Origin of the sequence: Arthrobacter bambusae (genome assembly GCF_030812595.1) — a bacterium.
GTDB classification, from domain to species: domain Bacteria; phylum Actinomycetota; class Actinomycetes; order Actinomycetales; family Micrococcaceae; genus Arthrobacter; species Arthrobacter bambusae_B.
Genome location: NZ_JAUSSZ010000001.1, coordinates 678,610 through 702,076 on the forward strand (window position 1 = coordinate 678,610; position 23,467 = coordinate 702,076).

The window sequence follows — 23,467 nt, forward strand, 5'->3', positions numbered from 1 at the left end:
GCACTCCTCTCTCAACCTCCGACGGCCTGAAGCAATGCCCTTCTTTCACGAACTGCGATTTGTCCGGCTCTCTACAAACGGGACCACCGAGGGGTGGTCATCGCGTATCAGGCGCGGTTGAAGAGAAGGGAAGCTAAGTGAGTCAAAGAGGATTAGAACGAGACCCAGCCACAGCGCCGGGACAGGCAAAGAGCTGGCGGGCGTTCACCAAGACAAGGGCTCTGACAGCCGCCGGCGCCCTTGTCCTTTCCGCCATCGGGACCGGTGGCATCTTGGCCGCGCCCGCGGCACATGCCGCCGCCGACCTGCCGGGCATGCACCGATCGGGCATCACCGTCCAGGCTCCGCCACCCCGGGGGTTTGGGGATTGGTCCATGTGGCTGGGTTCCCTGAACTTGAACGGCGCCGCCGGAGGTCCAACGGCATTCTGCTTTGACGTCGGGATCCCGGCCGGGCCGGCCGGGTCCGGGACCGTGGGCTCCCTTGGAAACCCACAACTTAACTACGCCATCCAGAAGTACCAGGGCGATTCTGCCAACCATGCAGCCTTGGCATACCTGGCACACGAGCTCGCGGATCCGAGGTTCAACGTGCCATGGAACGGCATGGGTGCTCCCTATCCCAACCTGCGGGACTCATCCGATCCGCGGTTGCCCGGAGTCCGCGCCCAGGCCGCGGCAATGCTGGCCGACGCCAAGGCCAATTCTGGCCCGTACTCCACCCGGCCGAAGCTCTCGATGGACGCGAACGGTCGCAGCGGCACAGTCACCGCGACGGAACTGATTTCCGCAGCCGGGAACAAGCTGAGCGGGTTTCCGGCCCGCGCAGTGCTGAACGGGCCAGCCGTATGGGCGGGAACGAACTCCCAGTCAATCAACGTCCGTACCGGAGATCAGCCCGGCTTCGCGGCCACCGGAAACGGACAAGTGTCCGTCACGCTGACAATCGACGCGCCCGGCGTGTCAGCGACAACCTACTCCGTACCGGGGTACCAGAACCTTCTCGTTGCAGGCGGGACCCAACCCGTCGCGGGGACGTCAGCCGATGCCAGAGTGATCTTCGATTTTCAGCCTGTAGCGACATCGACCGCCACCCGTTATGTGGAAGCAAGCCAGCCACTGTTGGATGTACTGCACGTAAACACGTCCACCGGGAGCACCAATGACTGGGTGTTAGTGAACGGCACCCACGTTCCAGCCCGATTCGACCTCGACTGGTACTACAGTCCGGTCAAACTCGCCCCGGCCGCCCAGGTCCCGGCTGGGGTGGTGAAGTTTGCTTCGGGAACCGGCACCGCGACGGGACCCGGCGACGTCACGGTGACCGCGGACAAGAAGGCGGACAAAGCAGGCTACTACTACCCCGTGGCCCGCTTCGCCAAGGCGGCGCAGCCCACCGGGGTGCAGCAGTACTTCCGTGGCGACTGGACCGCTGGATTCAATGATCCGAACGAGGAGACGATCCAGAAGTACCAGCCCGAAGTAGTGACCAAGGCATCCGCCATTGAAAACGGCAAGGTCCACGACATCATCACTGTCACCGGCAACGAACCACATAAGGAACTCTCCATCACAACGGACGTGGTCCTGACCTCAGTCTCCCCCATTGCCGGCGGCACCGACACCGCCCCTGCCGACGCCGAGGTCATCGATACCGTCATCACGAAGGTCACCGGGAACGGCGAATTCAAGACCGCGGCCGTCGAGGTTCCATGGGAGAAAATCGTCGCCGAGAAATGGGCCAAAGGCCTGAATGCACATCTGTACTTCTCCGAGAAGATCGACGGTACCGAATCCACCAAGCCGTGGGACGGCAAAGAACTGCTGCCCAACGAAACCGTCACGGTCGCAAAACCTTCGATCGTCACCACGGCCTCGGAGAACGGCGCCGTTCCGCTCGTGGCCCACGACATCGGAATAGTCTCGGGCACCATCCCTTCCGGCGCCGGGATCAAAGTCACCACCAAAGTGAGCCAGTACAAGTTTGACGACTCGACGGACGGGTCCGCCCAGGCCGTCTGCGCCAACCCGTCCTGGACCTCCACGGATCAGGATGTCACCGAAACAGGCGAAATCACCTACCCGAGCCACACCATCGCCCACAAGGGTACATACGGATACGTCGAGGAACTTAACCTGACCATCGACAAGGGCCGGGGCAAGGAGCCATTCACCGCACAGCTGCACAAGGGCAACTGCGGCGAAAAGAACGAAACTGTTATCGCCTATCCCGAAGCAGCCACCGTCCCCCCAAAGGATCAGGCCCCAAAGGAGCCGGCCCCGAATAAGCCCGCACTGATGGTCAACACCGGATTCGCGCCCGGCAGTGGCACGGGACAGGAAGCCGGGCCGAACCTGCCGCTGCTGCTCGCAGGCGGGACCGCCACCGCGTTGGCCATCCTTGGAGGAGCCGGGCTTTTGTACCGCAAACACTTCAACAACCGCCGAGGTGGAACGGACAGCCTCCCAGCGGACGAACACGCTGACTAGAAGCACCGCTGTCAGATTGACGCGGGGCACCCGGATCCAGCCACCCAGGCTGACCACCGGGCGCCCCGCCCCACACCCGAGGAGCATCCCATGATCGAACCCTGCGACCGTCGTCGCGTCCTGCTGAACCGTTGTGCACCGACTGCGCTCGTCCTTTTGGGAGCGGCCGGTGCGATTGCAGGCGTCTTGGCCTTTACAGCACCATCCGCTCCCCCGCCGGCTCGGCAGACACCTGCACTGGCGCCGTTTACTTCTGCCGAACCGGACACGTACACCGGGCCGACCGCGACTCCCGGCCTTCGGCCCAACACGCTTTCCATTCCGGGAATAGACCTCACAGTGGGGCTCGTGGACCAAGGCCGTGACGATTCCGGCTACCTGGTGGTCCCGCACGCCACCAAAGCTGCCCGCTACAAAGGGTCCGCGGCTGTTTGTGCCGCGGAGGGATCGACCCTCCTGGCCGGGCACGTCAACTTCCCGGACGGATCGCCCGCTCCGATGGCTTCCCTCGTCCGGGCGACCAAGGGCATGCCCCTCTATGTGTCAGACAAGTCCGGCATGACCTGCCGGTACAAGATCGTCGGCTTGGAATCGCTGGCGAAAACATCCCTGCCGGCGGATACGTTTGCCACCGAAGGCCCGCCCATACTGCGGGTGGTGACGTGTGATCTTGCGAGCCCCTTCCTCGCCGTTGCCGGGCAGGCCCAGTTCGCCAACAACACCGTGGCCACCGCAGTCCCCTGGCCATGACGAACCGCTACGGTCCAAGGCGGGTTGGCGCGGTCAAGCAGGACGCAGGACTGCATGCTTCAAGCTGCATAGCTGCCGGTCCGGGCGTTCTTGGGTCTCGCTTTGTTCCAGACCAGCGATTGCAACGCCTCCCGGACGCCGGGCAAGGCAAGGGCGTTGACAGGTGAGATTCCGCGGAGGCGCCCCCAAAGGTAGCCGCGCTCGCCGCAGACAAACTCCACGAGCGCCCTCTTATGGCCTCTGGGCACGCAGCTCAACGCCCTGTTCGTTTCCAAACGGGAGAGCGCGGCACCAGGCTCCGGCGCGAAGGAAATCTCCTCCATGTGCCGGGACGCTCGCTGTTCAATCACCTGCAGGCCCTGCTCTGCAACGTCGCGATCCCAACCGGCCCTGATCAACAACGCCGTCAATTCGTCCCAGAGAGGCGACGAACCGGCGGGCATGTGCAAAGTGGCCATCGGAATCTGCGGCCATTCGCATTCATGTCCGTACACCGAGACCAGGGGCGCCATCTCCCCGAGCGTCTGGTTCTTCTTCATCTCCGCCCACACGCCGTCCCGGACATCGCGCTCTGAGAGCCAGTGGCGCTGGGCCACAGTCCACGTTCGGAGCTCGTTGCGGACAACCGACAGCAGCCATGCGCAAGCCGGGACACCCGCGGGTATTCCGCGGTCGCAAAGAACTTCGGCAGCGTAGGACAGCGGATCTTCGGGGGCAATTGAGGGGAACTCGTGCTGGAACCGGGACAGTAGGGCCGGAAGAACCGAACCGAACAACTCCCGGCAGGACGGACCGTCCCGGCCTTCCCGTTGCCATCTTGAGACCAAGTCCCGCAGGAAGCCGTCCCGTTCAGCCGGCGTCGAAAACCCGCCACGGATTCCCGGAGTCACGCGGCGACGCCCCACTGCTTCGCAACATCGCTCATCAGTTCCGCTGCCGCGTGGAACTGGGCGGCCAGCCGGCGTCGACGTGCAGGATGGGCCTCAGGCAGGCGTTGGACCACAAGCTCAGAGGCTCCCATATTCCGGATCGAATCCATCAACTCCCGCAGCTGGAGTTCCGCCAGGACGGCCGCGTCGGAAGGACCCTGATCCACGCCCAAGGCGCCCACATCGCTCAGGAACCCCTCCACATCGAAAACTCCTTCATTGGGATCGGAGCCGGAAGCCGGGTGAATCACGCCGAACTCCGGTGGCACGGAAGGTGCAATGCGGCGGACTTTGCCGTCCAGGGACCACCTGACGGACGGCAGCGTTCCACCCTCGGCAACGCCCTTTGCAAGCAATGTCTTCACGGTCCCATGAGATACGCCCAAAACCGGGGCGATGGCACGGAGGGACAAATTTCCAGCTGCCAACTCCATGGCGACACTCACCCGGTCATTGCGCCTCAGGCTAGGAAGGACGAGTTGTTCGGCCTCCACCAACTCAGCCCACGTACCCAGGCCAAAGGCCTTCCACGCCCTCGCCTCATACAGTTCCAACGCAAGGTTCGCTGCTTGGCCGAGCAGCCGGTCAACCACGCCCACCTGGCGGTCAAGCTCAGCTAAACGCAGGCGCAACCGGTTCACTTTGACGCGGGCACCCCCGATATCCAGCTCTCCTTGCATACCTGCGCACCTCCCCAAAAGTACAAAGGACCCCCGGCATGCCGTTCAGCCGCACGGTCAAACGGTCAAATGGGCTGTTACTAAAAACAGTGGCCCTTCGTCCCGATTCATGACGCAGAGCTCCGGAAATCCCCCGAAACAGCACGCGGCGCGCTCCCGCGGGAAACGGGTGATGCCCATAAAACGTCCATATTTCCACGCTCTGCCATTGTCAACGGGATCGTCGTCGCCAACAATGAAGCATGCCGGTCTACGTGAGGTCCCTGGAAACTGCCGTACCGCCAACAGTGCTTGTGCAGCCACAAGCCCGCGACGTATTTGCATCCCAACCCGGCCTGACACGGCTCGGTTCCCGCTTGGTACGAACTTGCTTCGATTCAGCAGCCATCGACACCCGATTCACCGCGGTCGCCGAATTGTCCCTGGACAGCCACGCCGAGAATCCGTCGTTCTTTGACCCTGCCACGGGCCGCGTCCTTAGCCCCAGCACGAAAGTACGGAACGAAATCTTCGCCGTGGAGGCCACCAAGCTGTTCATTGAGGCCGCCAAAGCTGCCCTGGGGAAATGCCCCGATCTTGACCTGCTTGACGTAACCCATGTCATCACTGTTTCCTGCACCGGGTTTTTCAATCCGGGCCCGGACTACAAAGTAGTCCGGGCCCTCGGACTCAGCCCGGCGGTGCAGCGCTATCACCTCGGCTTCATGGGTTGCTACGCCGCCTTCCCGGCGCTTCGAGCAGCCCGGCAGTTTTGTCAGGCCGATCCTTCCGCCGTGGTCCTCGTGATCTGCGTGGAACTTTGTTCGCTGCACGTCCGGACCTCGAATGATCCGGACACCATCATGGGCTCGGCGATCTTTGCGGACGGTGCTGCGGCCGCCGTCGTGACTTCCCGTGAACCTGAAGGGCCGGACCCGGCGATCAGGCTGGATCATTTCGAGACTGTCCTCACTCCGGTCGGCGAAGAAGCCATGGCATGGAACATCGGGGACGAGGGTTTCGAAATGGTTCTCGGAACATACGTGCCGCACATTATCGAGGAACACATCACCGGCGCAATCGAGCCGCTGTTCGCGCGTGAGCCCGCCTTGGCGGGAATCCCCTACAGGGACATTACGCATTGGGCCATCCATCCCGGCGGCCGCAGCATCCTCGACAAAGTCGAGTCGAAGCTTGAACTCACCGAAGAACAGTTGAGTCCCGCGCGCGAAGTCCTTCGCAACTACGGCAACATGAGCAGCGCCACCGTGCTCTTCGTCTTGAAGCACATCCTCGACCAAACTCCGGCTCAGCGGGAGGAACGCATCTGCTCCATGGCATTCGGGCCCGGCCTGACCGTGGAGACAGGGCTGTTCACCCGGGTTTCCCCGGATCTGTGACGCTGGAACCGTGATGCCTGCTCTCCCCCGGCCAGGAGGCTTTCTCGGCGCAAGGGATGTAGCCGCCGTGGAAGACATGGACCGGCCCGATTGCGAACTTGACCGGCTCAACCGGAGCTACGCGCGGTTTTCGATCGTCAACGCGGTGGTCTCGGGCTGGCGTGCTACCTACACCTCGCGGATCAAGCCACTGCTCACGACGGCGGAGCCCACCACCGTCCTCGACATCGGTTGCGGTGGTGGAGATGTCGCCCGTAACCTCGCCCGCCGTGCCGCTGCAGACGGCTACCGCCTGGAAGTCACCGGGATCGACCCGGACGAACGCGCCTTCGATTTCGCGAACTCCGCACGGCCCGTGGAGGGCGTGAGCTACCGAAAAGCCCTCAGTTCAGAGCTCGTGTCAGAAGGGCGCAAGTTCGACGTCGTCATTTCCAACCATGTGCTGCATCACTTGACCACACAGGAACTCGCCTCGTTCCTTGACGATTCCGAACAGCTTTGCCGCCGGATTGCCTTGCACAACGACCTCACGCGCAGCCGCCTCGCATATGCGCTCTTTTGGGCGGGCTCTTGGCCGCTTGGCGTTGGATCCTACATCCACGGTGACGGCCTCACGTCCATCAGGCGCAGTTACACAGCAGCGGAGCTGCGTGCCGGCACTCCCCCGGCCTGGACGGTTGAACCGAACGGTTTGTGGCACAACCTGCTCGTCTACCGGCCCGGCGAGGTCCCCGATGTTTGACGTCGTGGTGGTTGGAGCCGGTCCGGTTGGGCTTTTCATGGCGGCCCTGCTGTTGCAAAGCGGGCACCGCGTTGCAGTCCTGGAAAGGCGCGCGACGTCGAGCCGCCAGACCCGCGCCATAGGAATCCATCCGCCCGCCCTGGCGGCCTTGGACACAGTCGGCGCCGCCACTCCCCTGGTCTCTTCAGGTGTTCGAATCACCCGTGGTGCCGCGTACAGCGGAGGCAGGAAAGTTGCCGACATGGACTTCGCCCGCCCCTCGGCCGAATACCCCTTCATCCTTTCCGTCCCGCAATATCTCACCACGCACGCCCTCGAGTGCAGGGTGGCCGAGCTCGAGCCTGGCGCACTCCACCGCGGGGTGCAGGTTGAGGAGGTGCTCGACGACGGAGGGCACCTGCGGTTGCGTGGACAACAAGAGGGAGCTCCGGCGGAGTTTCTGGGCCGCTTCGTGGTGGCAGCCGACGGCGTCCATTCGGCAGTGCGCGCGGGACTGGGCCTCGAGCCACGCTTGCGGACGTATCCCGACTATTACGTCATGGGCGATTTCCGGGATGAATCGACGTACGGCGACAACGCCGTACTCTTCCTTGAGCCGGGAGGAATCGTCGAATCCTTTCCGCTGCCCGGCGGAATCCGCCGTTGGGTCGTCCGGCTCGGCGCCCCGTGTCAGGAACCCACTCCCCGTGCGCTCGCCGTCCTCATCAACAAGCGGACCGGCAGTGCGGTGGACTCCGCCAGCAACACGATGATCAGCGCCTTCGGCGTCACCTCGCGGTTGGTCTCCCGGATGGTCCACGGCCGGGTCGCATTGCTGGGAGATGCGGCACACGAGATCAGCCCGATCGGCGGTCAGGGGATGAACCTGGGCTGGTTGGACGCTGTTGCCCTGGCGCCGATCATCAGCGAAGCGTTGCGGACCTCCGCGGGAGGTCCTGCCGGCAAGGAACTCACAGCATTCGAGAGGGACCGGCAGCGCGCGGCGAAGAAGGCCATCTGGCAGGCCGGCCTGAATATGGCGCTGGGGCGCCCCCTGCCGCCGAAGATCCTCAGCGCCCGGAACGCCCTGATCGGGCGGGCAATCACCCTGCCGATGTTCTCGGAGCTTGTTGCCCGGAGATTCACGATGCACTAGGGCGGCTGGGATCGCGACGGCGGCCGGCGTCACCGCGGCCTGCGCCGAGGGTTGCGCGGACGGTCGGGGCTATCCCACTAAGCTCGATCCATGGACTTCGAGACGCGCCCCCTGCCCGCCGGCCCGGATACGACGTTGACTGCCTCGGAAATCCGCGGCGCAGTTCAGGACTTACTCGGGCTCGATGGCCTTCCGCCTATCGTGCAGGTCGGCCATCCCGTGCTGCGCCAGCGGGCAGCGCCCTATGACGGCCAACTCGAGGACACCGAATTGGCACAGCTGATTGAGCGGATGCGGGATGTCATGCATGCCGCTCCCGGCGTAGGCCTCGCCGCGCCGCAGCTCGGAATCCCCTTGCAGCTGGCTGTGCTCGAAGACCAATTCGATGTTGATCCTATTGCCTCGGAGACCCGGGAACGGGCGCCGCTTGGCTTCTTCGCGATGCTCAATCCCGGCTACGAACCCGAAGGGACTTCAACGGCGTCGTTCTACGAAGGCTGCCTCTCGATGCGAGGATTCCAGGCCGTGGTGACAAGGCACCGCAAGGTTCGCCTGCGCTACCAGCGTCCTGACGGCAGTGCGGCCTCGGCCGGATTTTCCGGATGGCAGGCCCGGATAGTCCAGCACGAGACCGACCACCTGCACGGCGGACTCTATTTGGACCGCGCCGAACTGCGGTCGTTGGCCAGTGACGAAGAGTACTCCGCCCATTGGGCGTACCCCGGAATAGATGAGGCACGCCGCGGGCTGGGTTTCCTCAACCCTTAGCTGAACCGGCCTTAGCTGAACCGGCCTCACGCGGCGGGTTTGCCGCGGAGGGCAGGTGCCGTGCCCACCATGCGAGGATGTGCTCGAAACGCTGTCGCCTGTGGTGTGGCGTTCCCGAGCGCGATAGTTCGTGGTCTTCTCCGGGGAAGAGGAGCAACGCCGCCTCCACGCCCTGGGCCTTGAGCGCGGCAAAGTAGCGCTGTCCCTGTTCAACCGGGCATCGGAGATCGTTTTCGCTGTGGATCACCAGCGTAGGCGTCCGGACTGCATTCACTACGGCCATGGGGCTTTGGGCCGTCATCTGCTCCAGCGAGCCACCCGTGTACTGGCCGCCGAAAAACCAGCCAATATCCGAGGAACCCGCAAAGCTGACCGGGTCAAGGAATCCGCGCTCCACGATCGCAGCCTTGAAGCGGTGGTCGTGGCCGATCACCCAGGCGGTCAAGTACCCACCGTAGGACCCGCCCATGATACCGAGCGATTCCTTGTCCATTGCCGGGAAGGCTTCCAGGGCACCCTCGAGGAAAGTAAGCACATCGGCCATGTCCACGGTGCCCATCTTTTCCTTGATGGCGCCGCCGTGCGCCTGGCCGTACCCGGCGGAACCACGCGGGTTGCACATCAGCACGGCGTATCCCGCCTCGGCGTACACCTGCGCCTCGTCAAAGAAGGCCGCCGTGTACTGTGCGAAGGGTCCGCCATGGATGGTGAGCAGCACGGGATGGGGTCCGGGCCCCTCCGGCAGGACCACCCAGCCATGGACCGGGTAGCCATCAGTACCGGTAACCGTGAACTCATGCGCGTCCAGGATCGTTGTTTCGTCCCGGAGCGCCCTGGCGAATTCGGTGAGCAATCGGAGTTTGCCCGTCTCCAGAACGCCGACTTCGCCACTGCTGGAAGGATCGCCGTAGGTGACAGCCACGCTGTGTCCCACCGCGGAAGCGCCGATCACCACCCGGGGGCCGTCTACGAGCACCTCGCTCTCGCCGCTTGCCGTCCACTGGATCAGCTGGACGCTTCCACGGTTCGTGTTGAGGGCAAGCACCCCGTCTGGCCCATGGGTTTTGAGGCGTCCTCCGATGTCTTGGTTTTCGACGTCGCTCAGCATTGTCTCTTCGCCGCCGCCAACCGGCATTGCGTACAGCGCCGTGTTCCTCGCGACGAAGTCCAGGCCGTCGTCGCCGAGGTCCTGTGCCGTAAAGAACAACCATTCACCGTTCGCGGATTCACAGACTTCCTGGACGGACTGCGGCGCAGCGTCCGGACGCACTGCCGTGGTCACACCACCCGCGGCGGGAACACGATAGATGCCCGAGGCGATATCGGCGTCGTGCCCTTCGTGGAGCGAAGCGACAAAGTACACGCTCTCACCGTTACCGCTGAAGGAAGGCGAGGTGTGGTCCGCTGCGCCGAAGGTCAACTGCACCGCTTGCGGCACCAAGGCCGCCGCATCGGCCCCGCCGGCTTTGGCCGCCCTGCCCACAGGAACCACGGGAGGTTCCGCTCCGAGTTCTGGGATGTCGACGACGAACAGCTGGGCGGGCTTGTCCGCGGTGTACCCAAGTCCATTGAGCCTGTACTGGTTGTCGGTGATCAACCGGGGGTCTTCACTGCCCGCGCCGACCCCGTCAACCGTTCCGTAACGGCCGTCCTCGGGGACGCGGGAGGAGAAAACGATCCTGCGCGAATCAGGCGCCCAGGAAAACTCCGAGACTCCCAATTTCTGTTCCGTCTTCGCTTGTGGCTCCCCGCCGTCGGCCTCCACCACGTGCAATTGCGGCTTGCCCTCGGGTGTCGCACGAAGGAACGCCAACACGCTGCCGTCGGGCGAGAACGCGGGTGCGGTGTCCCGGAAGCCGCGGGTGATCCGCCTGGGCCGCATCGCTTGGTCGAAAGGAACACTCCATAGTTGCCCGAGGTAGGCATCGGCGTCGAAGTCGGGCCGGGTGACGGACACGACGGCGCGGGTGCCATCGGGATGGCCGGCCGGGGCGGAGACGGAATTCAGCAACGGGAGTTGTTCGGCTTTCACGCTCGCGAGCCTAGCGGCAGCCACCCCGCGACGACGTGCGCCACTCCGGCCGCCGTAGGATTGTCCCTATGCTTTCCGACGCCGTCCCTGCCCTGCGTTGCCCGGTCTGCCAGGGTCCTCTCAGTCTGGGCGGGGCGCCCCCGTTTTCGCTGGGCTGCGTCGCCGGACATAGTTTCGACGCCGCCAAACAGGGCTACTTCAACCTGCTTACTGGTAAGGGCACCGTCTTCGAGGCCGACACGGCGGAGATGGTCGCGGCCCGCAACGATTTCCTCGGCGCCGGCCATTACGCGCCCCTTGCTGAGGCCATCGCGGAGCTGGCGGCACCGGTCCTGTCTGCCCCGGGGTCCCTCGTCCTGGATTCGGGAACGGGCACCGGCCACTATCTGCGCACAGTCCTGGACCGCACTCCAGCAGCGGCCATAGGCATCGATATCTCGAAATTCGCCCTCCGCCGGGCCGCACGGTTGAACCCCGGCGCCATCAACCTGGTCTGGGATATCTGGCGTCCCTTGCCAATCGCAGACCGTACGGTGGATGCGATCATGGTGGTCTTCGCGCCGCGGAATCCGCAGGAATTTGCGCGCGTGGTGCGTCCAGGCGGCAGGGTGATCGTGGTGACTCCGCGGAACGGACACCTCGGGGAGATCGCGGAACGGACGGGAATGTTGGGCATTGAGCCGGGCAAGGACGAGCGGCTTGCGGAGTCCATGCAGCCGTTCTTCACTTCCGCGGACGTCGTCAAACTCGACGTGGACCTCACGCTCGCCGCACGGGACCTCGCCGATGTCGCCTTCATGGGGCCTGCCGGCCACCATCTTGAACGCTCCGCCCTCCTCGCGTCGACGGCCGGGGAATCATCGGTCCACGCCACCGCGAAGTTCACGCTCAGCGTTTTCACTGCGCCGGAGAACGGCTCCTGACCGGAACCTTCGCACCGGGCTAGGATAGAAAAACAGCGACTGTGATCTTGCCGACGCTGCAGTCCGGACCAGACCGGCTGCCGACGCAAGTCCGGAAACCGGGGGAACGATGTTTGAATGGCTTGGCAGCAACTGGTGGGCACTCTGGCTCACGGTGTTTCTCGCATTTGCCGTAGTGGAGATGCTGACGCTCAGCTTCTTCTTCATCATGCTTGGCGCCGGCGCGCTGGCCGCGCTCGTCGCTGACCTCGCCGGAGCCGATCTCTGGCTGCAGATCGTCGTCCTTTGCATCGTGTCCCTGCTGATGATCGCATTTGTCCGTCCAATCGCACTGAAGCATTTGCGCAAGGGTCCCGCCGAGCAACGCACCAACGTGGACCGCCTGATCGGCCAATCGGCGCTCGTCATGGAGCCGGTCAGCGCGACGGCAGGACTGGTCAAGATCGGTGGGGATGTGTGGAGCGCCCGCAGCGCGGCGGAAATCATCGATGCCGGCCAGACCGTGCACGTCACCAGGATCGACGGCGCGACGGCGGTAGTCGCCTCGACCACTGAAAACAGCCCGCACTGAGCACGTCCCGTCATGGCTGGGGCCGCTTCGCTCGACCCACTGCCGCACAGAGAACCGCATCAAAAACGTAACTGGGGAATGAAGGAGATGTATGGACAGCTTGGGAGGAAGTGCAGCCGCGATTGTGCTGCTAGTTCTCGTCATATTCGTGATCATCGTTTTGGTCCGCTCGATCAGGATCATCCCGCAGGCGCGCGCCGGCGTCGTGGAGCGCCTCGGTAAATACCAGCGCACGCTCAACCCCGGGCTCACCATCCTGATCCCCTTCGTCGATCGCCTGCTGCCCCTGTTGGATCTTCGCGAACAAGTGGTCTCCTTCCCGCCGCAGCCGGTGATTACCGAGGACAACCTGGTTGTCTCGATCGACACAGTGGTCTACTTCCAAGTAACGGATCCGCGGGCCGCGACCTACGAGATCGCCAACTACATCCAGGCCGTGGAACAGCTGACCACCACGACGCTCCGCAACGTCGTGGGTGGCCTGAATCTCGAAGAAGCGCTTACCTCGCGCGACCAGATCAACGGCCAGCTCCGCGGGGTCCTGGACGAAGCCACCGGGCGCTGGGGCATCCGGGTTTCGCGCGTTGAGCTCAAGGCGATCGACCCCCCGCACTCCATCCAGGACTCGATGGAGAAGCAGATGAGGGCCGAACGCGATCGGCGTGCTGCCATTCTGACCGCAGAAGGCACCAAGCAATCGCAAATCCTCACAGCCGAGGGCCAGCGGCAAGCCGCGATCCTGGCCGCGGAGGGTGACGCCAAGGCAGCCATCCTCCGCGCCGATGGCGAAGCCCAGGCCATTCAGAAAGTTTTCGACGCCATCCACAAGGGCAACCCGGATCAAAAGCTGCTGGCCTACCAGTACCTTCAGACCTTGCCGAAGATCGCGGAGGGCTCGTCCAACAAACTGTGGATCATTCCCAGCGAGGTCGGCGAGGCCCTCAAGGGCATCGGCGGTGCCCTTGGTGGTGCCAACGGTGGATCAGGGGTGGCAGACCTGTTCAGCGATTCCGGAAAGCCGTCCTCCGAAGCTTCTGCATCGGCGGGGACCCCGGCTGTACTCTCCGAACACGCGCAATCGACGCCGGCTACACAGGAACCGTCACCGTAACCGCTTCGATCAGCGTATAATGGTGTGTTTGTCCGGCCGGTTCAGGCCGAACGGAACATTAACGCTTGGTCAGTCGTTTCATCTAGTGATGCAACGTGTGCAGACAGTAGTCCGGGCGGCGCCATTGCGGCGTCCGGCTAGCGCGGAGCTTGGTTCCGCGAACAGACAGAGGGAGTAATCATGAGCGATCGCAGCCTGCGGGGCATGCGTCTTGGCGCCCAGAGCATGGAAACCGAATCCGGTGTGGAGCCGGCGCCGCGTCAGCGGGTCGAATACCGCTGCGCGGACGGAGAGCAGGTCTTCGTTACCTTCTCCTCCGAGGCCGAGATCCCTCCGGTCTGGGTTTCCAAGACCGGCAAGGAAGCGCTCCTGGTTGATGGCGAACGCCCCGTCGACGCAAACGAAAAAGCCGTACGCACGCACTGGGACATGCTGCTGGAACGCCGCAGCCTTCCCGAGCTCGAGCAGATCCTCGAGGATCGCCTGAACATCCTGCGCGAACGTCGCGGAGAACGCCGCTCGGCATAAGGGATCCGTCCCACAACAAAGGCCGGGTCGGCGCTCATTGAGCGCGGACCCGGCCTTTGTCTATTTGGCCTACTTCGAAACCGGGGTCTTCTTCCCGGTCAGCGTGGCCCAACGGGCTGCCAGACCCCACTTGGTGACGTTGATCATGGCCTCAACAACAATGTTGCCGCTCATCTTGGAGGCCCCGAGCTCGCGCTCCACGAAGGTGATGGGGCGTTCAACGATCTTCAGGCCCAGCTTGGCGACCCGCCAGGCAAGGTCAACCTGGAAGCCGTAGCCGACCGAATCCACATCGTCGAGCTTGAGTGCTTCAAGGGTGCTGCGGCGGAAGGCACGGAAGCCGCCCGTGATGTCCTTGATCTTCATGCCGAGCATGATCCGCGCGTAGGTGCTGCCCGTGCGGGAGATAGCCTGCCGATACAGCGGCCAGTTCACGGTGCCGCCGCCCGGGACCCAGCGCGAGCCCATGGCGAGGTCGGCGCCGTCGTCGATGGCCTCCAACAGGAGCGGGAGCTGCTCCGGCTGGTGCGAGCCATCGGCGTCCATCTCCACGAGGACGTCATAGCCGGCGGCCATGCCCCACTTGAATCCGGCTATGTACGCCGCGCCCAGGCCTTCCTTGCCCTTGCGGTGCAGGACATGGACTTGGCTGTCCTCGGCGGCGATGCTGTCGGCGAGCTGTCCCGTGCCGTCAGGGCTGTTGTCGTCGACAACCAGGACGTCGGAGGCGGGTACAGCCGCGCGTAGCCGTCCGAGGGTCTTGGGGAGCGATTCCAACTCGTTGTACGTGGGGATGATCGTCAGGACACGCAAGAAGAGGCCTTTCCTTGATGGAGCGGTCAGTGGGCCGGAGCAGCAACTTGGCTGGCATTCAGGCGCAACTCTCCATTATAGGACGACAACGTGACGTATCCGGGAACGCGTGTGATGACCGCCACACACGTCCACTCGTGGCCGCGGGCAGGTCCACGAGCCCAGGTCCAGTGCCGGCCCGCGTATCGAACTCGAGGCCGAACCGTTTTCTGCAGCACCGTGGACCTGCCCATTACGAGTGCCGCGGTCCTGGAAATCCGGTCCGTTGAAATCTTTGGATAACGGAACCGACCGCGGCCAGACAACCAGGTGTTCCCCGTGGCAGCCTGTTGACCCTAAATGCTACGGACTTCACAAAGCCTGTCAAGCGCCGTCTGAACTGGGGTTTTATTCATTGGCGCAGGTCAGGGGGCCGCAGGAAGGGCAAGCTATCCGCAACTATGACCGCAAAGTTTCACTCGCGAAAATCTCCTGGCCTTCGCGAACTGTCTGGAGGCAAGCCGGATCGCTACCACTGTCCAGAGCCGGGAGGAGCGGCGTTCGTGCGCGCGGGTCGGTGGACCAGGACTGGACGCGGTCGTCGGCCACTTGCACCATGAGTTCTTCAACTTCCCACACCGCAAAACTTGCGGGGGCCCCTGGGACCAATTGCCCCATGAGCGGATTGCGCTCTTTGCTCGCGCGCCAAGCGGCCCGGGTGTGTCCGAGGAACGCTGCCCGTGCCGAAATGCGCTGATCGGAATTGCTGTGTTCCAGGCACGCCCTGACGCTCGACCACGGGCGCAACGGAGTAACCGGGCTGTCGCTTCCGAAACACACCGGCACGCCGCTTGAGTAGAAAGAAGCGAAGGGGTTCATGGCCAGGCTTCGTGACCCCAGGCGCTGCTCGTACAGTTTTCCTGCCCCGCCCCAGGCTGCATCGAAGGCGGGCTGTGCGCTCACCGTAATCGAGTACTTCCCAAGCCGTGCGAGATCGCCGGCGTCGGCCATCTCCACGTGCTCAAGTCGGTGAGCGGCCGCACGGACCCGCTGCTCCCCCACGTCCGCCGCGGCGAGGTCGAAGGCGTCCAGCGCCGTCTTCAGTCCCGCGTCGCCGATGACGTGGAAGCCTGCCTGGATACCGAGTGCTGAACAGGCTGCGATGTGGCGGGCGGCTTCGTCGACCGAGACATAGAGGCTTCCGCGGTGGCCGGGCGCATCGGCGTAGTCTTCACTGAGGGCAGCCGTTCGCGATCCAATGGAACCATCGATGTTCAAATCACCGGCCAAGCCAAGGACCGGTACGCCCAAACCTTCCAGAATGGTGGCGGCATGCTCTTCAGATGCCGCGAGTTCACCCCAATAGGAGAGGACTCCGGGGACGGCCGCCCCGCCCTCGCTCCACGAAGCGGAGTTCCACGACGCAGACAGCCGAAGGTCTTCGACGCTGCAAATGTGGGGAGCCGCCATTTCGGCCACTGCGACGTATCCGTTGGCCGCAGCCTCGCGAAGGGCCAGTTCCTGGAGTCGGCGGCGTTCGGCGTCGGGGAACTGCCTGGCAGCGAGCCGGGCGGCGGTGTGGGCGGCCCTCAGGACGTGCGCTGAACCGTCGTACCCGTCAAGGCCGTCCAGTCCCGCGGCGGATGCCAAGGCGGATGACGCGAGGGCCGAGTGCGCATCCACACGGGCCAGGTACACCTTGCGTCCGCCTGCGGCGCGGTCGAGCTCCTCTGGCCTGGGTAGCGTCCGCTCGTACCACATTGATTCGTCCCAACCGTGGCCAAGCACGGCACCGGTGGTGCCAAGGGCCTTGGCGGCCAGGGCGACGGCGTCGAGCAGTTCCCGCGCCGAGCGGACCCCGGCCAGCTGGAGGGAATCGGAAGCAATCCCGGTCTCCGTGAGGTGCATGTGGGAGTCTACGAAACCAGGCGCGAGCAAAGCTCCCCGGAGATCGATGACTTCCATCGAAGAATCGGCAATCGACGCAGCTGCCTGCTCCGAACCAACCCAGGCCACGGTGTCGCCGTCAACCAGCATCGCGGTCGCGAAGGGGTCAGCGGCAGTGTAGACAGAGCCGTTCCTGTACATTGTGACCTTGCGGGGCCGGGTGTCCGCGGGCGCGCCTGGACGGGTCATGGATATGCTCCTTGCTGGGAATCTGAGGTGTGTCAGGAAACGTTGGAGTACGCGACGACGCCGCGGCGGACCAGATCGATCGCTTCGCGGCATATTTTGATTTGCCGCCGTTCGAGTCCTGGAATCTTGGCCAACTGGTCCAACAGGTCGATCACCTGCTTCGCCCATCGCACAAAGTCGCCTGCGGCGAGGTCCGTGCCGCTGAGGACCTCTTGAAGATGGCGCCCCTTCGCCCATTTGAAGATGGGCCAGACGAGTCCGAGCTCCGGCTCGGCGGTCAACGGCAGCCTGTTCTTGTCTTCGATGTCCTCCAGCGCCGACCACTCACGCACCACGATGTCCACGGACGTTTCGAGGGACACAGACGGCATTTTGGGTCGCAAACCGCGGTCGTCGCGCTTGGCTTGGTAGACCATCGTGCTGGCCAGCGCGGCCATCTCGGCGGCATCGAGGTCCTTGATGGCCCCTTGGCGTATCGATTGGGAGATCAGCAGGTCTTTCTCGCCATAGATGCGGCGCAAGCGCTGGCCGTCCGCGCTGATGGTGACGTGGCCAGCGTCGGAAGTCTGGAGGTAACCGCAGCCGGCGAGGACGTCGCACACGCGGTCGAACGTCTTGGCGATCGTGTTGGTGCGGCCCTGTATCTGCCGGACGAGCCCATCGGTTTCATGGCGCAGTTTCCACCAGCGTTCAGCCCAGCGGGCATGGTCCTCGCGCTCGCTGCAGCCGTGGCAAGGGTGGGCACGCAGTGCACGGCGGAGGTCCGCGATCTTCTTTTCCTGGTCCGGCATGTAGCGGGCGCGGCCAAAGTCCTCGCTCCGGTTCGTCCCCCGGGCCGGCGGACGTCCCTCGCGCACGGCATTCCGCATGGCAGAGGCCAGATCACGACGGGATTTGGGCAGCTTCGCGTTGAACGACTTGGGAATCCGGATCCAGGACACAGGGGCAACCGGTCCTTCGACTTCGTGGGCACCGATCCGGTGCAGTTGGTTGTCCTCCGTAAGGACCGCGGGGCGCGGTTCACGCGACTCCGGATCGGCGTTGAGCACGACGGCGTAACCCGGCGTGCGTCCGCCCGGAACCTTGACGATGTCGCCGGGCATGAGCCGGGCCAGGGAGTCCACGGTCAGGGATTTACGGGCCCGCGAGGTGCTCCGCGAGGCAAATTGCTCCGCATCGCTCAGGTCCCGCCGGAGTTTGGCGTACTCGGTGAAGTCGCCGAGGTGGCACTTCATGGCTTCCGCATAACCGGCCAGAGACTCTTCGCGGCTTCGAACCTGCCGGGCCAAGCCCACCACGGAACGGTCGGCCTGGAACTGGGCGAACGACGATTCGAGGATCTGCCGTGCCCGGGGCCGGCCGAACTGGGCAATCAAGTTGATGCTCATGTTGTAGGTAGGCCGGAAGCTTGAGTTGAGCGGATAGGTGCGCCGCGAAGCGAGGCCGGCGACGGCTGCGGGATCAGTGCCCGGTTGCCAAAGGACCACCGCGTGGCCTTCGACGTCGATTCCGCGCCGTCCCGCGCGGCCGGTCAACTGGGTGTACTCCCCCGCTGTGATGTTGACATGGGCTTCGCCGTTGAACTTGTCGAGCTTCTCCAGGACGACGCAGCGGGCAGGCATGTTGACACCCAACGCGAGGGTCTCCGTCGCGAAAACGGCCTTCACAAGGCCCTCGGCGAAGAGCGTCTCCACGACTTCCTTGAACGTCGGCAGCAAGCCGGCATGGTGGGCGGCGAGCCCGCGGAGCAGGCCGTCACGCCAGCTCCAAAAACCGAGGACATCGAGGTCGTCGGCGGGAATCTCGCGGCACGCCTCATCCACCCGGGACGCGATGATTTGTTGTTCGCGTTCGGTCGTGAGCCACAGACCGGCGGCGGCACACTGCGCGACTGCCCCGTCGCAGCCCGCGCGGGAGAAGATGAAGGTGATGGCGGGAAGCAGTCCTTGGCGGTCCAGGCTCGCAATGACCTGGGGCCGGCTGGCCTTGCGCACCGGGCTGCGATGCTCCCCGGCGCTATTGTCCCGCTGGCGGTCCTGCCGGCGGCGACTGCGTCCGCCATGGCCGAAGCGGCCGCGGAAGTTCATCTGGCTTTCCGCCCGCGCCATGGAAAGCAGCTCCGGGTTGACCTCGAATTCCCGCTGCAGGGGATTCCGCTCCTGCTCCCGCGCTGCCTCCGGTGCGGACGGTTTGCCGTCCGGCGCTTCTGGAGCGATCTCGTCAAAGGTTGTATCGCCAGCGAAAAGATCGACGATCTCACGCCCCACCATGACGTGCTGCCACAAGGGAACGGGACGGTGTTCGGAAACAATCACGTCGGTGTGCCCGCGCACTGTATCCAGCCACGCGCCAAACTCCTCCGCGTTGGACACCGTGGCGCTGAGGGAAACCACTTGCACCTCGCTGGGCAGGTGGATGATCACCTCTTCCCAGACTGCGCCGCGGAAGCGGTCTGCCAAGTAATGGACCTCGTCCATCACCACGTAGCCAAGGTCCCCCAGGGTGTCCGAGTCCGCGTACAGCATGTTCCTCAGTACCTCGGTGGTCATCACCACAATCGGAGCTTCGCCGTTGATGGTGGTGTCACCGGTCAGGAGTCCGACGTTTGAGGCGCCATATTTCGCCGAGAGTTCCGAGAACTTCTGGTTGCTTAGGGCTTTGATCGGCGTTGTATAAAACGCCTTGAGCCCGCGTTCGAGCGCGAGGTAGATTGCGAACTCGCCAACGATTGTCTTCCCGGCCCCCGTGGGCGCCGCAACGAGCACTCCTTTGCCTTCCTGGAGCGAACGGCACGCCTCACGCTGGAAATCGTCAAGTTCGAACTCCAGCGACCGGGCAAATGTACCGAGATAGGTCTTCGACTCAGCACTCCGCTGCGCTGCGGCTTGAAAGGCTTCTGAGGGCGAAAGAGCCCCTGAATTGGAGGACATGCTTCAAGCCTAGTGGCCGGGAGACTACAGATTCTCCAGATCGGAAGCAGGTGTGGCTATGTCGGCCGTGGCATCGGTCTCAGCGGCGATCTTCGCCTGATGGCGTGCGCGCCGTTTGTCGTTCAGCATGCAGAGCCCGATCGCGGCGAAGAAGAGTGCAAGAAGGGGCCCGGCGAGCATGAACATCGACAATGCGTCCGCACCGGGCGCGGCAACGGCCGCCAGGACGAACACGAGGAAGACGGTGATGCGCCAGGCTTTGAGGATGGTCCTGCCACTCAAGACGCCAGCCATGTTGACGCCGACCAACACGACCGGCACGAGGAACGCAAGGCCCAGGAAAAGAAGCATGTGCGTGGCGAACGTCAGGTACTGGGATGCGTCGATGTTGTTGGCACCGTTTTGCGGCGTGAACTGCAGCAGTGCACGCACCACGTTCGGGATGACCGTCCACGCGACATAGACACCGGCCAGGAACAACGGCACCGCGGCAGCCATGTACCCGAGTGTGTAGCGTCGCTCTTTGCTGGTCAGGCCAGGGGTAATGAAGGCCCACACTTGGTAGATCCAGATGGGACTGGAGAGCACCAACCCGATTTGGATGGCAATACGGAACTTGAAGTCGAATGGATCCCCGACGCTCGCAAAGTTCAGGACCGCGGTTCGTTTGGTCTCCTGGGCGATCTTGATCAACGGATCCGACAGGCTATTGACCACGGGCTCATAGAGGAACCACCCTGCCACTGCGCCCAGGAGAACGCCGACGGCAGACTTGATCAGCCGGTTCTTGAGCTCCTTCAGGTGGTCTAGGAGCGCCATCCGCCCTTCGGGGTTGGCTTTGCGGCCCGTCTTCGTTGCCACTACTGCTTAGCTACGGGTTGCGGGCGGAACGTCAGTGTCGTTGCCGCTCTTGTTCGCTTCCGGGTGGTTGACCACTCGGCCTTCAACGGGGTCCGTCTCGTCCTTGGCCGCGGGCTTGCCGTCGTTCTTCATTTCCTTGACTTCGGATCGGATGATGCGCATCGACTGGCCGAGGCTACGCGCCATGGCGGGCAGCTTGGGTGCGGCAAACAGCAGCAGGGCCACGATGATGATAATGACAATTGGCCAAGGGCCATCAAATAGTCGTCCCACGGGAAGTCCTTTCGTTGGAATACATCCTACGTCTAACTGATTTCGATGTCGTGCAGAGACTGGGGTTGGCCCCGTTCTGCTTTGCGCTTCACGCGCTTTTGGCGACGCGCTTCCTGGCGGGAGGCCTTGGCCGTCACGTAATCATGTCGCATCTGTTCCGGTGAGGCAAAAACAGCCGCACCGAACGGTTTCGCCGGGGCCCCGCCGTCGTCGTCGGCCGGTGCCGGGAAATGCGGGCGCGACCCGAACGCCTCCCCCACGGCATTCAGTTCACGCACCGTGGCCATGAACTTCCGGAAAAGCCGGACGCCCAGCAGGACATAGCAAAGCAGCGATACCGCAATCAGTGCGACCCACAGAAGGATCCAGGACCACCAAGGCATTTGAGTAGTCTAACCAGCCTTCACGGTTTGTATCGGGTCCAGTTGCTTGTACTGCTGGAGGGCCGCTGCTATCCACGCTTCGGAAGTGCCCGCCAACTCAGTGGGCTGCAAAATCCGGACCGCGCCGCCGTGCTGCGCAACGAACATCGGTAACCAGTCCGCATTTCCGAACCGGACCTCGGCGATCATGCCGCCGTCGGGAAGCATGGCCGTCCGCTCAGCATAGTAGTCATCCGCCAGCCCGAGGCCCTGCCGGGTCAATTGGAGGATGACGACGACATCGTCGTCGTTGGGTGTGTACAGCTTCACCGGAACGCCGCCCTCGGCGCCCGCAGTCGTGGAAACCGGACGTCCGTTGGGCGCGATCTCCTCGATGCGGTCCAGGCGGAAGTTCCGCAGTCCGGCCTTGCTATGGCAATACGCCTCGAAATACCAGGTGTTGTCCAAGGAATAGAGCCGGAAAGGGTCCACGTCGCGTTCGGAGACGGAGTCGCGCTGCTGGGACAAGTAACGAAGCCGCAGTTGATGGCCCGACTGGATCGCCCGGGTGATGGTGTTGAAGGCCCCTGCGTCGGCCGGGGTGACGGGCGGCCCGGCGACGGCCGCCGCCAAACGGCCGGCCTCCCCCGCCGCGCCGGTGAGCTTCAGTGTCACCGACTCGAGGGCGTTACTCTGCTCGTCCTCTGACATTCCTGCCTGGGCGGGAAGTCCACCCAGGGTCGCCAGGCCCGTCAGGAGCGCGCAAGCCTCGTCAACGCTGAAGCGGATGGGGCGGTTGAGCTCGAGGTGCTCGCGGATAAACACGTGCTCGTTTTCCCAATCGATATCGAACAAATCGTCCGGGTAGCCTTCCGGCCGGCCGGAGCAAATCAGTATCGTCAGGTCATCCACCAGCTCTTTGCGGGTGACACCGAAGCGGTCGGCCACCTCCTGGATGGGCAGGCCCTGGTTGTGCACGAGGAAGGGGACCAGCTGCAGCATGCGGTTGAGTTGGTCTTCCGAGGTCCGCTTGCGGGCACGCGGCAGCGGTCCGACGCCGGGGAAGCGGACTTCGACGGCGGGGCTTGAGGCGAACGCGGCGGCGGCTTGGAGCCGGCGGATCACGGCGTCGCGTAGCTCGGGAGGCCCGGCCACGTGGACGTGGGGACCATAGGAGGCCAGTTCTTCGGCGAGCAGCTCGCTGTCACGGAACGGCACGGAGAGGCGGTCCCTGCCCGGCTGGGCGCCGTTGGTGCCACTGGCCCCGGAGAGGGTCACCGCACGCTTGCGAAGACCCAGCAAACGGCCTTCAGCGACGTCCAGGAGGGCCTCCTGCAGGGGAAGTTCGCGGAGGCTGTCCAGTTCGGCGCGGGTGTTGAACCCCGCGGGTATCTCGCAGTGATGCCCGGTCTCGACCTTGACGTCGCTCGTCATCCGGGACAGCCGGTAAAACCGTTTCGCGTTCCGAACCCGGTCGAAGCCCACCAGGTACCACTGGCCGAATCGGCTCCCGAGGCCCCACGGTTCCACCATGCGTCGTTCGTCTTTGCCGGTGCTCGCGGCACGGTAGCCGAAACTCACGGGGTGCTGGCCGTTCATGGCCGCGATGATGTCGTCGAAAGCCTGGCCGGCGGGCTTGATGCGGGGTTGGACGCCTGCAGGGAGTTCGACGTCGGCAAGGTCGCCGGAAGCCTGGAGTTTCCGCAGGGCGCTTGCGGCCGCCGAGCCGAGAGCCGCGCGTTCCCACAGCTGGGCGGCCAGCAGCAGCACCGTCCCCTCGGCCGGAGTCAGGTGCACATCCGGCAGGCGATTGGATTCCTTGCCGATGCGGTAGCGGGTCGAAGCGGGATCGTCCGAGCCGAATCCGTGGTCAAGGAGCGTTTCGATATCGAAGCCGAACTGCTTCAGGTCTGCCTTGTCCCGCTCAAACATGCGTCCGAATGCGACGTCGCTGGCGGCGGCGTCGTGATAGACCTTCTCCCTGAGAACGGCCCGGGACAAGCCGTATTTTGTGTTGAGTAGGGCGATCAACAAGTTCAGGAGTCGTTCGGTACGTGATGCGGACACGCTTGCTAC

The 23,467-nt window shown here is 64.0% G+C and carries 20 protein-coding genes; 10 read left to right on the forward strand and 10 right to left on the reverse strand.

Going from position 1 to position 23,467, the window contains the following annotated elements:
• The first annotated feature begins 137 nt into the window (after positions 1 to 137).
• On the forward strand, positions 138 to 2,489 hold the full coding sequence (locus tag J2S96_RS03225) for a hypothetical protein (RefSeq protein ID WP_306859783.1): 2,352 nt from the start codon (positions 138 to 140) through the stop codon (positions 2,487 to 2,489).
• Positions 2,490 to 2,579: 90 nt separating this feature from the next.
• The gene (locus tag J2S96_RS03230; protein ID WP_306859785.1) at positions 2,580 to 3,239 is read left to right on the forward strand and encodes a class F sortase; all 660 of its coding nucleotides are present in this window, start codon (positions 2,580 to 2,582) and stop codon (positions 3,237 to 3,239) included.
• A gap of 59 nt (positions 3,240 to 3,298) precedes the next feature.
• Here the strand turns inward: J2S96_RS03230 and J2S96_RS03235 are convergent, their stop codons facing one another.
• Together J2S96_RS03235 and J2S96_RS03240 are read right to left on the reverse strand one after the other, a co-directional pair.
• Positions 3,299 to 4,129 carry a hypothetical protein gene (locus J2S96_RS03235; protein ID WP_306859787.1) on the reverse strand — a complete coding sequence of 277 codons (831 nt, stop codon included), beginning with the start codon at positions 4,127 to 4,129 and terminating at the stop codon, positions 3,299 to 3,301.
• Positions 4,126 to 4,848 (reverse strand): hypothetical protein, encoded by a 723-nt coding sequence (locus tag J2S96_RS03240; RefSeq protein WP_306859789.1) that lies wholly within the window; start codon positions 4,846 to 4,848, stop codon positions 4,126 to 4,128. Before J2S96_RS03240 ends, J2S96_RS03235 begins: the two co-directional genes overlap by 4 nt.
• A gap of 242 nt (positions 4,849 to 5,090) precedes the next feature.
• On the opposite strand from J2S96_RS03240, the gene J2S96_RS03245 reads away from it, so the two are divergent.
• The 4 genes from J2S96_RS03245 to J2S96_RS03260 all read left to right on the forward strand — a co-directional run bounded on the left by J2S96_RS03245 (position 5,091) and on the right by J2S96_RS03260 (position 8,872).
• Positions 5,091 to 6,227, forward strand: coding sequence for a type III polyketide synthase (locus tag J2S96_RS03245; protein WP_306859791.1), 1,137 nt, complete (start codon positions 5,091 to 5,093; stop codon positions 6,225 to 6,227).
• 13 nt (positions 6,228 to 6,240) lie between these two features.
• Complete coding sequence (locus J2S96_RS03250) at positions 6,241 to 6,969, forward strand: class I SAM-dependent methyltransferase (protein ID WP_306859793.1); 729 nt, start codon at positions 6,241 to 6,243, stop codon at positions 6,967 to 6,969.
• On the forward strand, positions 6,962 to 8,104 hold the full coding sequence (locus J2S96_RS03255; RefSeq protein WP_306859795.1) for an FAD-dependent oxidoreductase: 1,143 nt from the start codon (positions 6,962 to 6,964) through the stop codon (positions 8,102 to 8,104). Before J2S96_RS03250 ends, J2S96_RS03255 begins: the two co-directional genes overlap by 8 nt.
• A 90-nt stretch (positions 8,105 to 8,194) precedes the next feature.
• Positions 8,195 to 8,872 carry a peptide deformylase gene (locus tag J2S96_RS03260; protein ID WP_306859797.1) on the forward strand — a complete coding sequence of 226 codons (678 nt, stop codon included), beginning with the start codon at positions 8,195 to 8,197 and terminating at the stop codon, positions 8,870 to 8,872.
• Here the strand turns inward: J2S96_RS03260 and J2S96_RS03265 are convergent.
• Complete coding sequence (locus J2S96_RS03265; protein ID WP_306859799.1) at positions 8,862 to 10,904, reverse strand: S9 family peptidase; 2,043 nt, start codon at positions 10,902 to 10,904, stop codon at positions 8,862 to 8,864. The genes J2S96_RS03260 and J2S96_RS03265 overlap by 11 nt on opposite strands.
• Before the next feature lie 68 nt (positions 10,905 to 10,972).
• Here J2S96_RS03265 and J2S96_RS03270 point away from each other — a divergent pair, with 68 nt between their 5' ends.
• The 4 genes from J2S96_RS03270 (at position 10,973) to J2S96_RS03285 (ending at position 14,037) form a co-directional block, all read left to right on the forward strand.
• Positions 10,973 to 11,827, forward strand: coding sequence for a methyltransferase domain-containing protein (locus tag J2S96_RS03270; protein WP_306859801.1), 855 nt, complete (start codon positions 10,973 to 10,975; stop codon positions 11,825 to 11,827).
• A 109-nt stretch (positions 11,828 to 11,936) separates the two neighbouring features.
• On the forward strand, positions 11,937 to 12,398 hold the full coding sequence (locus J2S96_RS03275; protein WP_306859803.1) for an NfeD family protein: 462 nt from the start codon (positions 11,937 to 11,939) through the stop codon (positions 12,396 to 12,398).
• A 91-nt stretch (positions 12,399 to 12,489) separates the two neighbouring features.
• Positions 12,490 to 13,509 (forward strand): SPFH domain-containing protein, encoded by a 1,020-nt coding sequence (locus J2S96_RS03280; protein ID WP_306859805.1) that lies wholly within the window; start codon positions 12,490 to 12,492, stop codon positions 13,507 to 13,509.
• A 180-nt stretch (positions 13,510 to 13,689) separates the two neighbouring features.
• The gene (locus J2S96_RS03285) at positions 13,690 to 14,037 is read left to right on the forward strand and encodes an RNA polymerase-binding protein RbpA (protein ID WP_306859807.1); all 348 of its coding nucleotides are present in this window, start codon (positions 13,690 to 13,692) and stop codon (positions 14,035 to 14,037) included.
• Between the two features lie 69 nt (positions 14,038 to 14,106).
• On the opposite strand, the gene J2S96_RS03290 is transcribed toward J2S96_RS03285, so the two are convergent.
• The 7 genes from J2S96_RS03290 to J2S96_RS03320 all read right to left on the reverse strand — a co-directional run bounded on the left by J2S96_RS03290 (position 14,107) and on the right by J2S96_RS03320 (position 23,458).
• Positions 14,107 to 14,850: a polyprenol monophosphomannose synthase gene (locus J2S96_RS03290; RefSeq protein WP_306859809.1), complete on the reverse strand. Its 744-nt coding sequence runs from the start codon at positions 14,848 to 14,850 to the stop codon at positions 14,107 to 14,109.
• A gap of 438 nt (positions 14,851 to 15,288) precedes the next feature.
• Positions 15,289 to 16,965 carry an amidohydrolase gene (locus J2S96_RS03295; RefSeq protein WP_306859811.1) on the reverse strand — a complete coding sequence of 559 codons (1,677 nt, stop codon included), beginning with the start codon at positions 16,963 to 16,965 and terminating at the stop codon, positions 15,289 to 15,291.
• A 32-nt stretch (positions 16,966 to 16,997) separates the two neighbouring features.
• A complete protein-coding gene (locus J2S96_RS03300; protein WP_306859813.1) occupies positions 16,998 to 19,895 on the reverse strand; it encodes a DEAD/DEAH box helicase in 2,898 nt (965 codons plus the stop codon).
• 24 nt (positions 19,896 to 19,919) lie between these two features.
• Positions 19,920 to 20,714: a twin-arginine translocase subunit TatC gene (gene tatC / locus J2S96_RS03305; RefSeq protein ID WP_306859904.1), complete on the reverse strand. Its 795-nt coding sequence runs from the start codon at positions 20,712 to 20,714 to the stop codon at positions 19,920 to 19,922.
• A 48-nt stretch (positions 20,715 to 20,762) separates the two neighbouring features.
• Positions 20,763 to 21,029 carry a Sec-independent protein translocase subunit TatA gene (gene tatA, locus J2S96_RS03310; RefSeq protein WP_306859816.1) on the reverse strand — a complete coding sequence of 89 codons (267 nt, stop codon included), beginning with the start codon at positions 21,027 to 21,029 and terminating at the stop codon, positions 20,763 to 20,765.
• Positions 21,030 to 21,061: 32 nt separating this feature from the next.
• Entirely contained in the window at positions 21,062 to 21,412 is a 351-nt protein-coding gene (locus J2S96_RS03315) for a hypothetical protein (protein ID WP_306859818.1), read from the reverse strand.
• 9 nt (positions 21,413 to 21,421) lie between these two features.
• Positions 21,422 to 23,458: a helix-turn-helix transcriptional regulator gene (locus tag J2S96_RS03320; protein WP_306859820.1), complete on the reverse strand. Its 2,037-nt coding sequence runs from the start codon at positions 23,456 to 23,458 to the stop codon at positions 21,422 to 21,424.
• Positions 23,459 to 23,467 lie beyond the last annotated feature (9 nt).

Coding starts and splice junctions, on each gene's coding strand:
- J2S96_RS03230 (WP_306859785.1), top strand. CDS start 2,580: ATGATCGAACCCTGCGACCGTCGTCGCGTCCTGCTGAACCGTTGTGCA.
- J2S96_RS03240 (WP_306859789.1), bottom strand. CDS start 4,848: ATGCAAGGAGAGCTGGATATCGGGGGTGCCCGCGTCAAAGTGAACCGG.
- J2S96_RS03245 (WP_306859791.1), top strand. CDS start 5,091: ATGCCGGTCTACGTGAGGTCCCTGGAAACTGCCGTACCGCCAACAGTG.
- J2S96_RS03250 (WP_306859793.1), top strand. CDS start 6,241: ATGCCTGCTCTCCCCCGGCCAGGAGGCTTTCTCGGCGCAAGGGATGTA.
- J2S96_RS03255 (WP_306859795.1), top strand. CDS start 6,962: ATGTTTGACGTCGTGGTGGTTGGAGCCGGTCCGGTTGGGCTTTTCATG.
- J2S96_RS03260 (WP_306859797.1), top strand. CDS start 8,195: ATGGACTTCGAGACGCGCCCCCTGCCCGCCGGCCCGGATACGACGTTG.
- J2S96_RS03270 (WP_306859801.1), top strand. CDS start 10,973: ATGCTTTCCGACGCCGTCCCTGCCCTGCGTTGCCCGGTCTGCCAGGGT.
- J2S96_RS03275 (WP_306859803.1), top strand. CDS start 11,937: ATGTTTGAATGGCTTGGCAGCAACTGGTGGGCACTCTGGCTCACGGTG.
- J2S96_RS03280 (WP_306859805.1), top strand. CDS start 12,490: ATGGACAGCTTGGGAGGAAGTGCAGCCGCGATTGTGCTGCTAGTTCTC.
- J2S96_RS03285 (WP_306859807.1), top strand. CDS start 13,690: ATGAGCGATCGCAGCCTGCGGGGCATGCGTCTTGGCGCCCAGAGCATG.
- J2S96_RS03295 (WP_306859811.1), bottom strand. CDS start 16,965: ATGACCCGTCCAGGCGCGCCCGCGGACACCCGGCCCCGCAAGGTCACA.
- J2S96_RS03300 (WP_306859813.1), bottom strand. CDS start 19,895: ATGTCCTCCAATTCAGGGGCTCTTTCGCCCTCAGAAGCCTTTCAAGCC.
- tatC (WP_306859904.1), bottom strand. CDS start 20,714: ATGGCGCTCCTAGACCACCTGAAGGAGCTCAAGAACCGGCTGATCAAG.
- J2S96_RS03315 (WP_306859818.1), bottom strand. CDS start 21,412: ATGCCTTGGTGGTCCTGGATCCTTCTGTGGGTCGCACTGATTGCGGTA.